This window comes from Candidatus Accumulibacter aalborgensis (assembly GCF_900089955.1).
GTDB lineage: Bacteria > Pseudomonadota > Gammaproteobacteria > Burkholderiales > Rhodocyclaceae > Accumulibacter > Accumulibacter aalborgensis.
In genome coordinates, this window is record NZ_FLQX01000151.1 from 47,559 (window position 1) to 58,237 (window position 10,679).

The following is a 10,679-nucleotide window of genomic DNA, read 5'->3' on the forward strand; positions in this document are numbered from 1 at the left end:
CTTTGACGAATGTCAGGTTAGGAGTGCGTGAAGTGCATCCAATTCAGAAGTGGCAGGGCAGCTTCTTGAGACGGCGAGGGGCCGACTATCCGACCGGGCGTCCGCTGTACACCTATCGAGTTACTGACGAGGAGTTTTCGGATCTCGAGACGATGATGCGGGACTGCCTTGGCACTTGGCTACGGACCGTTACGCTCGGAGACGTTGCCCGCAACGTCTCCGGCTTTCCACCCCTGTTCGTTCTCTATGCGGCGGAATGGTGGCGTCGCAGCTATGACGGAACAGGATTCGCGTGGGAACCGATTGTCAGTGCTATCGGCGCTTCCGGTGAAGAGTGGAGTCACGCAGAGCGCAGTGAATGTGTCGAGAAGGGACTGCAAGGTTGGCGGCTGCGCTTGTCGAGCTTGCACGGACTACGGTACCTGGGAAGTATCGCCTTCCAGGGTGGCCTGCCGATGCGACTGCTGGCAGGCGCACAGGGCCCTATCGGCGGCATACTGAAGCGGGCGCTCAAGCTTGCGGGCGGTGGCGGAACGGACGCTGTGGAGATCCTTGAATGGATTAGGAGCCTTGCCAATTTCTTGCCGAATTCCTATCGGCAGAACGAAGTCTTCGTGCTGCTCACCGAGGTTGTCCTCACGATTTTGCGTCTGAAGCAACAGGCCAATCTGACCATTGGCGCGGATGTGGTCGCCGAACTTGACCGGGCCGCCCAGGGATGGAGAGACGAGTTTCCGCTGCCGATCGATGACCATCAGGCGATCGAGCTGTTCAAGCTGGCTATCGGTGTCCCGCCAGGCGAGCAAGACCATCGCCACCAGGGAATCCTCGTCGAGCGATGGCTGGACACTTCGGATCAAGGCTGTTTTCAGCTCCGATCGGAAATCGTGCTGCCAGAGTTTCTGGACTCGGCACCACTGGGGCGGCTTCTTGGAATCCAGCCAGAGAATCTGGGCCGCACCCTGACCTTGCGGTTTCCGCGGGGCGAGCAAGCGGTGGATGTCTCCCTGCGCAGGCTGGCCGGCCAGGATCGCTACCGTGTCGAACGGCGCTCTCTGGACAGGCGCGGAGATCTCGCAACCGCCGAACATACGATGTTGCTCCTGATCGCAACCGGGGAGGAGCGCCACAAGGAAATTGCTCGCGGCGAAGCGCTCGATCCCGAGTTGCCCTGGATATTCGAGCAGGGCACTGATTCGGCGAACCCTTGTCGATTGATTCGCCAAGGTTCCGGGGCAATCGCCGGGTTTGAGGGAATCCTGTGCATTCCGCAGGACTGGAATTTGCGGCCCGACGATGGCGCATCCGTGGATTGCAAAGGCGAGCTATCGGGAGGCACTCGAAGGGTATGGACCATCCGCGGTGGCATTCGGATCGATGCTTGCGACGGACTGCACTACCGGGTGAGGTGCGGGCAGGCTGCGGCGACCGAGGATCGGTTTGAACTACGCGGGCAGCGGTACTGGGATCTGTTTGATCACCCCGCAGTTGCGTTTCGTGGCGTGCCAAACCTGTACCAGGTGTCCGAGAACGGTCTGGATGGAATGGCTCAAGGCACGCTCGCCTGGCGAGTGCCGGGGGGACGGTTTACGCAGCGCCCCGAGGAAATCTCCGGTCCGGTGAGCGCGATCTGGCCAGCGCAAGGGGAAACCAGATGGCGTACGCGCGTCGTCCTCCTGCCAGCGCAGGCGAGCATGGCGGTCGAGCCCGGTGCTGATCCGTCGAGCGGCGCACTGCGCTTCGCTAACTGGGATCTGTTGACGGTGGATTGCGACACGCTGGGAGTCTCGTCGCAGACGCGCATCAACGGCGCGAGCGTCGTGCTTGATCTGAGGTTACAGGGCGAAGGCCATCCACCCGAGTGGTGCTCGGTCAACGCGGTGTGGCGTGGCAACCCCAATGTCGTCCGACTGAGGGTGCCATTCCCGGCCAAGGGGGTGCGTACCATCGCCACCGATGGCAAGCAGCTCGAGGATGGCGCCCTGCTCGCCGTCGGCCGGGTATGCGGCACTCGTATGGTGGGTTTTCTCGGGCCTGGAGCCTACCAGGCGACGCTGAGGCTTGGGCTTCATCGCGGAAATCACGCTCATCCGGTCAGCAAAGTGGAGCACACGATCAAGGCCAATGTCGGAGGGAGTCGCGTCGAGATTCGCCTGGTCGACTATGTGAACGACATCCAGAGAATGCTCGCCGACGCAGACACCCTCGATGCCCATGTGAGTGTCAGATTGGGCTTGCCCGGTGGCGAATCGTCGACGCTGCGAGTGGCCCGTTACGAGTTCGAACTCGAACGACTGGCAATGATGTCGCAGCTTGGTTTGCCCCAGGAACAACTCCGTCGCTTCTCGGCGGAGGATATCGCCCGTTTTTCGGTAGTCGCACTTCGGATCGACGCCCCAGGAGATGAGCCTATTCGCTTGGCTCCTGTTCTTTCCGAGGGTGTGTCGACCGGAAACTGGATGTTCCCGTCTGCCGATCTTTCACCCGGAGCCTGGCTGATCCATCCGGGTGCCGGTTCCCAAGTGGCTTTCCGCCCGATGTTATGGCCCGTTCTGGCGCCTAGTGAAGCCCTGCCAGAGATGCAAGACGCAGAGGAAGCCCCTGAGGTTGAAGTCACTCTGACTACAGCGCTTGGCATTCCGACAGAACGACAGCGTCTGGATGCCCTTGATGCTGTGATTGCCGCGTTGGCGCAGGACTTCATCAGCGACGATTGGCGCCTGGTTGAGCAGCTTGCGGTGCAACTGGGCCACCTGCCCCTGTCGACTCTCGATCTGTGGCGTTGCTTCGCCCAGTCCATGACCGGCCTGGCTGCACTTGCGGTGCGCATGGCCGGCCTGCCCGCTGGATTTGCCGAGCGATTTCCCATCGAGCTGCCTACTGTTTGGGAAATGATTCCCTTGACCGCATGGGTTCAGGCAATGCGCGCAACCATGGCGCAGGGCACGTCCTGGTACGGACCTGAGGCTGGCACCCTCGTTGTTTCGGAATACCTTGATCGGCGAGTTCAGGCACTGGCATCCGCTTGCCCATCACTTCGAGTGTTGCTGGAAGCGGCGCGCGGGACAGCGACCGGGAAAATCAACCAGGACCTGAGGGCAGCCCAAAACCCAGGGATGGACCGCTTCTTTTCTGGGCAACTGTTCGATGGTGAAAACTCAAGGGTTCAGCACCTGCTGCGCAACAACGCCGACCGGAAGTGGCCCGGTGGATTCGCGGCGGAACTGACCGTCGCCGGGCAGCACGGAGCCAGGCCGTATTTCTGTCCGATGAACCACGGATTTCATGACCCGGTAATCAACCTGCCCATGCTGTTGGCACTCACACTCAATACGACGATGGACCTGCACGTTGATTGGAGTCACCACCCAAACCTCATCAGGAAGGTACGAGAGGTTCAGTCATTCGACCCGGAATGGTTCGCCGAGGCTTTTGACTTGACCGTAGCTCGCTGTCTCGCCACAGGACGAATTGACCTTCCTCCACCTGATGTTCCTCGATTGCCACGACGATTGGATGATGATGGAAGAAGAGTATTTCGGGTCCCTCCTCGCGGCCCTCGCTAGTCGCGCCAGTCTAGGAACGGTTGGCTGGCTGGGATTCGCGAACGCGCCTTTGCGTCGGCACCTGATGGAGGTCTTTGCGCGTCCATTTGGCGATACCGGCAGTTTCCTCGCGGATCCCAGCTTCGAAGCGGTATTTGGCTGGGAGCCGAGCAGCAGTCGCATGAGCGATCTGGCGGGCAATCTACTCACGCCATCGCTGGTAAGCGCGATGGATTCGCCGCCACCCGAGTTGGCCGACGAATATCGCTTTGCCAAGGAGCGGGCACCCTACGCCCACCAGTTGCAGGCGTGGCAGATTCTGGCGCAGCAACCCGCCAGGTCTCTGGTCGTGACCAGCGGCACCGGATCGGGAAAAACCGAGTGCTTCATGGTGCCGATTCTGGATCGACTGGCGCGCGAGCAGTTGGCTTTGGGTGGCCAGCTTGTCGGGGTTCGCGCGCTGTTTCTCTATCCGCTGAATGCGCTGATCAACAGCCAGCGCGATCGTCTTCGCGCCTGGACGTACGGATTCGGCAACAAAATCCGCTTTTGCCTCTACAACGGGCTGACCCCGGAAACCGTGCCGGCGCACGCCCTTGCACCGGCCGACAGCGAGGTGAAGGACCGTCGGAGCTTGCGCGCAGCACCGCCGCCGATTCTGGTGACCAACGCGACGATGCTCGAGTACATGCTGGTCAGAGCCCAGGATGCCAGCATTCTTGAAAAGTCGAGCGGCAAGCTTGAGTGGATCGTCCTCGACGAAGCGCATACCTATGTGGGCTCGCAGGCCGCTGAACTGGCACTGCTGATTCGACGCGTCGTTCACGCGTTTGCTGTCAAGCCGGAGAACCTTCGCTTCGTGGCAACGTCAGCAACGATGGGCGATCCGGACGGGCCCGCCGGAGAGCGCCTCAGGGAGTTTCTGGCGCAGGTCGCAGGTGTCGATGTTTCGCGCGTTCATCTGGTATCGGGGGCTCGGCAGATTCCCTTGCTACCTTCGGCAAGCGATTCCTGCCGTTTGTCCGTGGCCGAATTGCGCGCGATCGATTCGGGTAAGGATGAAACGCCGAATCGCTATCGCGCTCTGTCAGGGCACCCCATCGCGCGGAAGCTGCGCGAGCTTTTCGTCGACCGCAAGGCGGCACCGGTCGCGAAGATATCGGAAGCATGCTCAATGATCTTCGGCCCTGCGCCGGCCCATTCTCTTGCGCAGCAGCAGGAATCCTTGAGCTGGCTTGACCTGCTGACGAGTGCGGTGGATACCGGCGGTACACCTTTCCTGCCACTGCGGGCGCACGTGTTTCACCAGACCTTGACCGGCCTGTGGTGCTGCGCCGACTCGCGATGCTCTGACAAGCGCGGATCACGACTCGACGACCCCGCCTGGACGTTCGGGAAGGTCTTCCTGGAACCTCGAAATCATTGTACCTGCGGCGCCCCCGCGTTCGAGTTCGCGTCCTGTGAGGAATGTGGAGCGGCCTACCTTCTGTCCGAAGAGAGGAAAGGGGCGGTGGTACAGGCGTCGAGTGAATCGGCAGTCGATGAATTCGAGCTGGAAACCGACGAGGACGACTCCGAAACGCTGGATGCCGACGATGATCGGCCCGTCGAGAGTGGCCATGCGATCCTGATCACCAACCGCAAGCTGCCGCATGCGGGCGAAATGCACATCAACCGCCAGACCCAGCAGATTGTCGACGCGAGCGATCCGGACGCGATTGCCCTGATTGTCTGCGAGGACGGCGGGGATGGTCTGGGCTGCCCGGCGTGCGGCGCGACACCTGCTCGCACTGGTCACCTCTTCCGCAAGGCCCGAATCGGTGCGCCTTTCCTGCTGGGTGGCCTGCTGCCGACCTTACTGGAGTATGCGCCAGACGGTGCCAGGCCCGCCGACCAGCCCTATCGAGGGCGCCGTCTGCTGACGTTCAGCGACAGCCGCCAGGGCACGGCGAGGCTGGCCGCCAAGTTGCAGCAGGATGCGGAGCGAACAAAAGCGCGCGGGCTGATTTATCACCACGTGCTCAAGGCGATGACCGAGGCAGCCACGCCTGAGCTGGCAGGCATTGAGATTCGGATTCAGAGGTACGAAAAAATCCTTGCTACACCGAGAATGCTCGAGGAGGCGAAGGATCAGGTTACTGAGTTGTTGAACACGGACCGTATGCTGCTTGCTACTGCAGCAGTGCCGCCACCAATGCCTTTTCAGCAGCTACAGGCGGCAATCGCTCAGGAGGGGCAGGAGTTCCGGTGGATTCTTCAGACCTACCAGGGGTACTCCCGCGAGGTCTTTGGCGGCCACGAGGGCGCGTCGAATCTCGCGGGGATGCTCTTGGTCCGGGAGCTGGGCCGACGACCAAAACGGCAGAATAACCTCGAAACGATGGGGATGATCGCTGTACGCTATCCGCGCCTCGATCAGCTCAACACGGCCCCCGTCGATTGGACCAGCCGGGGTTTCACCTTGCCGGAGTGGAAGGATTTCCTGAAGGTGGCTGTCGACCATTTCGTTCGCGGTGGCGGCAGTCTCGATATCCCGGATCTTTGGCGAAACTGGATCGGCATACGTTTTCCGCGCAACTGGATTGTTCCTCCCAATCAGGATGAGGCTGCTCGTGGCCAGCGCCGATGGCCATCTGCCAGACGCTCAAGGGACCGGAGCGCACTGGTCCGCCTCCTGGCCCACCTGTTGAAGGTCGACGTAGACACCGACCCGGGGCAGGATGCCGTCGACAGCCTGCTGATCGCCGCATGGGAACAGGTCAAGACGATGCTGTCCTTGACTGCCAGTGGATACATTCTGCGATTGCAGGACCTGGCATTCTCGCCAGTGGCCCACGCCTGGGTTTGCCCGGTGACGCGGCGATTTCTTGATACCACCGTACGCGGCGTCACGCCGTACCTTCCGCGAATCATGCGTGAGGAGATCGCGGTCTGTGAGCGCAGGGAGATCCCGGTCTACGACCTACCCTTCGGTGGAGAAACCGATGGTGGGCTCCGCCTCCGGCGAGCGCGCGACTGGCTCGCACAGCAGGTGCTGCTCACCAGCCTCCGCGAAGACGGTCTTTGGGCAAACGTCAACGATCGAGTCATCGAATCTGCGCCCTATTTTGCAGCTGCCGAGCACTCCGCACAGCAGGCTTCTGAACTCCTGGACAAATACGAGAGACGCTTCAAGGAGGGATCGATCAATCTGCTCTCCTGTTCGACCACGATGGAAATGGGCATCGACATCGGTGGCGTCCAACTGGTGGCCATGAACAATGTGCCACCTCACCCGGCCAACTACCTGCAGCGTGCAGGCAGGGCGGGTCGGCGCCGGGAGACAAGATCCACGGCCGTTACCTTGTGCAAATCCAATCCGCATGATCAGAATGTGTTTTTGAACACACGCTGGGCGTTCGATGCCAAGCTGCCGCCGCCGGTGGTATCACTGAACAGTGCAGTGATCGTGCAGCGCCACGTCAATGCGATGATCCTCGCCCGTTTTCTGGCCGACCTGCTGCAAACCAATCCTCAGGACATGACACGTCTGAACTGCGGCTGGTTCTTCGATGATCGCGAAGATGCGCCATCGAAGCGATTCGTCCGTTGGTGTGAGGCCTACCTGCCGACGGCTCAGGAGCAAGTGGATGGCGGTTTGCGGCGACTGGTTCGTCACACGCTTTTCGAGGGTCAGGAGACTGAGCGGCTCGTTCGACAGGCGGGTGTCGAAATGGAGGTGGCCTTCGACGAATGGCAGGCTGAGTGGCAGGCGCTCATCGAGCAGGAATCCGGCCTGGGACCAGGGGCCGCGATCGATCCGGCTGCGAGGGCCATCGGTTTCCAGAAGAAGCGGTTGGCCGAGGAGTATCTGCTGCGCGAGCTGGCGACCCAGGGCTTTCTTCCAGGCTATGGATTCCCGACCTCCATTGCCAGCTTTGACAACACGACAGTCAGTGCTGCGAGGCGTTTACCACCTCCGGACGAGCCTGCCAAACGTGGTCGCGACGACAATCGTTTTCAGAAACGGGATCTCGCCAGCCGAGACCTGGTGACCGCTCTGCGCGAATACGCCCCCGGTGCCGAGCTGGTGATGGACGGACTGGTTTATCGTTCGGCGGGAATCACCCTGAACTGGCATATCCCGGCAGATCAGGAGGGCGCCAGGGAAACCCAGGCGATCAAGTTCGCGTGGCGGTGTCGAAGCTGTGGCGCGAGTGGCACGACGATGTCGCTGAAGCTTGCCTCGAACTGTGACGCTTGCGGTGCGAGGGTACATGCCAACGATATCCAGCAGTTTCTAGAACCAGCCGGGTTTTCGGTCGACTTCTATGAAGAGCCGCACAACGACGTGACGAGACAGCAGTTTGTCCCGGTCGAGCGCCCATGGATCAGCGCGAGAGGAGATTGGTCCCCCCTGCCGAATCCGGCCTTGGGGCGGTTTCGCGTGACCACCGACGGACGTGTGTATCACCATTCGGCCGGTCTTCATGGCCAAGGCTACGCTCTGTGTCTGAGTTGCGGGCGTGCCGAGCCGATGCTTGCGGACGGGAAGCCGCCAAAGCCTCTCGCACCAGGTTCAGAACACAAGAAGCTGCGCAGCCGCGCGGCTGACAGGGTGTGCAGCGGCAGCACCAATCGATACCAGATCAAGACTGGAATCGCGCTCGGACATCAGGTACGCACGGATGTTCTGGAGATTCAACTTCGCGATCTCAACGGCCAGTGGATCACCCATCGCGGCATCGCACTGACCATTGCCGTCGCCTTACGTGACGCGCTTGCTGCATTGCTTGGCGTTCAGACGAGCGAGCTGGGATGCGATGTTCAGGAAACCCTCGCCGCGGACAACCAGCGTTGCCAGTCCGTTTTCGTCTTCGACCGCTATGCTGCAGGCTATGCGTCGAGCGCCGAACGTCTGGTCAACGACATGTTCCGGGAAGCAGCCAAGCGTCTGGATTGCCCGAAGGCGTGCGACAGCAGTTGCCCACATTGCATCCTCGATTTCGATCAGCGATTCGAGGCCGGGGTGCTCGACCGATTTGCAGCACTGGCTGTCATTTCGACCGACTGGCTGGACATGCTGAAGATTCCGGAATCGCTTCGCTACTTCGGAGGCAGCTCCAAGGTCGAGATCTCGGGAATGGTCGCGGCGCTGTTGCGGGAAAGCAGCCATCCGGATGCGCTGCAAACACGCCTGTTCGCGGGTGGCGCGTCGGACAGCATCGACCTTGCGGCTTCCTCGCTCAGGCTTGTCGCCTACCGTCTCGCGGCACTTGCACGTCCGATCGAAATCGTGATCGAGAAGTCCTTGTTTGACAGGCTTTCCGAAGCGAACAGGTTTGCTTTGTCGAGTCTGTCCGACCACCCCGGAATCAGCGTTGGCCTGGCGACCGCCTTACCGCGCGCTGCGGGCGCCTGCATCCTTGCCGAGGTCAGTCACGGGGCGTCTGGCGTAGCGTGGGCCAGTACCGACGGCGAATCGATAATACCGAATGAGGGATGGGGAGCTTCCAGGTCGCCATTGGTCATTGGCACGCTCGCGGGAGGGACCGGCGCGGTGAGCACAAGACTTGAATCAGGCCAGATAAGGCCGCAGGTACTTGCTGCTGGCGACCGCGAGATCGTCCTGCATCATCAGGTGGATGGTCCGCTCCAGGGATTCGGAACGAGATTATGGCAGGTCATTGCCGACGAACACCATGGGACCTTGCAGCAAGTCCAGAACTCCAGCGCGGATGTGGTCGCGATAACGTACAGTGACCGCTATCTCTTTACCCCGCTGTCAGTTGCGCTACTGGTGGATCTCGTCAGCCGTCTCAAGGCGATCGTGGGACAGGCGCGCTGGGACGATCCGGATCTTACGATCACCACGACTGCAGTTCGCGGCAGCGGGGAGATCCGCGCGTTCAACCGCGTTTTCGCCGATTGGCCTGACCTGAGTGTCCGCAACGCTGTGGCAAGAGGGGCGTTCGAGTACCTGGGGATGCGCACGACAGTCCTGGCATCTGACAGATTCTCCGTGCAACATGGCCGCGTACTGGAAGTCAGGTTTTCTGATGGCAAGACGCTGACGGTGCGGCTGGACCAGGGAGTCAGCTACTGGCGTGTGCCCGCCTTTTCGGGTTCAAAGCAGTGCCCGGTGGCATTCGATTTCACCAGACCAGTAGACGATCAGATCAGAGATGTGGTGGAGATGCTCGTTCCTGTTGAAGGAAGTGCGTTACCTACCGAATTGTTTGTGAAGCTTCGGTAGCTTTGCCGTGAACTGAGATTCGAAGACTGCATTGGACCCTCGTTCCCGTCCTCCGAAGGCAGGGGTCGGACGTTCGAATCGTCTCGGGCGTGCCAAACTTCACGCCATCGCTCAACCCAGGAATCGGCGGATTCTGTCGACCGCTTCGGCCAGGCGCTCAACGCGGGTAGTGTAAGCAAAGCGCAAGTGCTTCTCTGGCGCATTGCTACCGAAGTCGAGGCCTGGTGTGGCAGCGACACCCGCCGACTCAAGCAGATCGCGGGCAAAGCGATCACTGTCCTGGGTCAGCCCCCCGCAGTTGGCGTAGATGTAGAAGGCGCCTTCCGGCTTGGCCGCGACGTGGAAGCCAAGGTTCGCCAGCGCCGGAGCGAGAAAGTCCCGCCGGCGCTGGAATTCCTTGCGCCGCGATTCGAGAATGCTCAGCGTGGCGGGTGCGAAGGCGGCGAGCGCAGCGTACTGGGCCGGCGTCGGGGGTGATATGAAAAGATTCTGTGCCAGCTTTTCGATGTCGCGTGTGAAGCGCTCGGGGACGACCAGCCAGCCGAGCCGCCAGCCAGTCATACTGAAGTACTTGGAAAAGCTCTGCACGACAAAGATGTCATCGCCGAACTGCAGCGCTGTTTGCACCTCACGCTCGTAGGTAAGTCCGTGGTAAATCTCGTCGACGATCAGTTGCCCGCCCTTGTGCCGGACAAAGCCTGCGATGGCAGCCAGCGTTGCGTCATCGAGGAGCGTGCCGGTGGGGTTGGCTGGCGAAGCGAAGAGCGCCCCTGCCGTGCGCTCATGCCAGTGCTCTTCGAGGTCGGTGAGCGTCGGCTGGAAGTTGTTCTCGGCGTGGTGTTAACGGCGTCGTCATTCCGTAGAAATCTGGCGTCGACAGTTTTGCAGCGTAGCCCGCA

Annotated in this window: 2 protein-coding genes and 1 pseudogene; 2 read left to right on the forward strand and 1 reads right to left on the reverse strand. The window is 61.1% G+C overall.

Annotated features, from left to right (window positions below; genetic code table 11):
* Positions 1–32 precede the first annotated feature (32 nt).
* Positions 33–3,566 (forward strand): STY4851/ECs_5259 family protein, encoded by a 3,534-nt coding sequence (locus ACCAA_RS19160; protein WP_186408854.1) that lies wholly within the window; start codon positions 33–35, stop codon positions 3,564–3,566.
* Between the two features lie 160 nt (positions 3,567–3,726).
* The gene (locus ACCAA_RS19165) at positions 3,727–9,780 is read left to right on the forward strand and encodes a DEAD/DEAH box helicase (protein WP_186408855.1); all 6,054 of its coding nucleotides are present in this window, start codon (positions 3,727–3,729) and stop codon (positions 9,778–9,780) included.
* A 111-nt stretch (positions 9,781–9,891) separates the two neighbouring features.
* Here ACCAA_RS19165 and ACCAA_RS19170 read toward each other — a convergent pair.
* Positions 9,892–10,554 (reverse strand): annotated as a pseudogene (locus ACCAA_RS19170) (aminotransferase class I/II-fold pyridoxal phosphate-dependent enzyme); the annotation flags it as partial.
* Positions 10,555–10,679 lie beyond the last annotated feature (125 nt).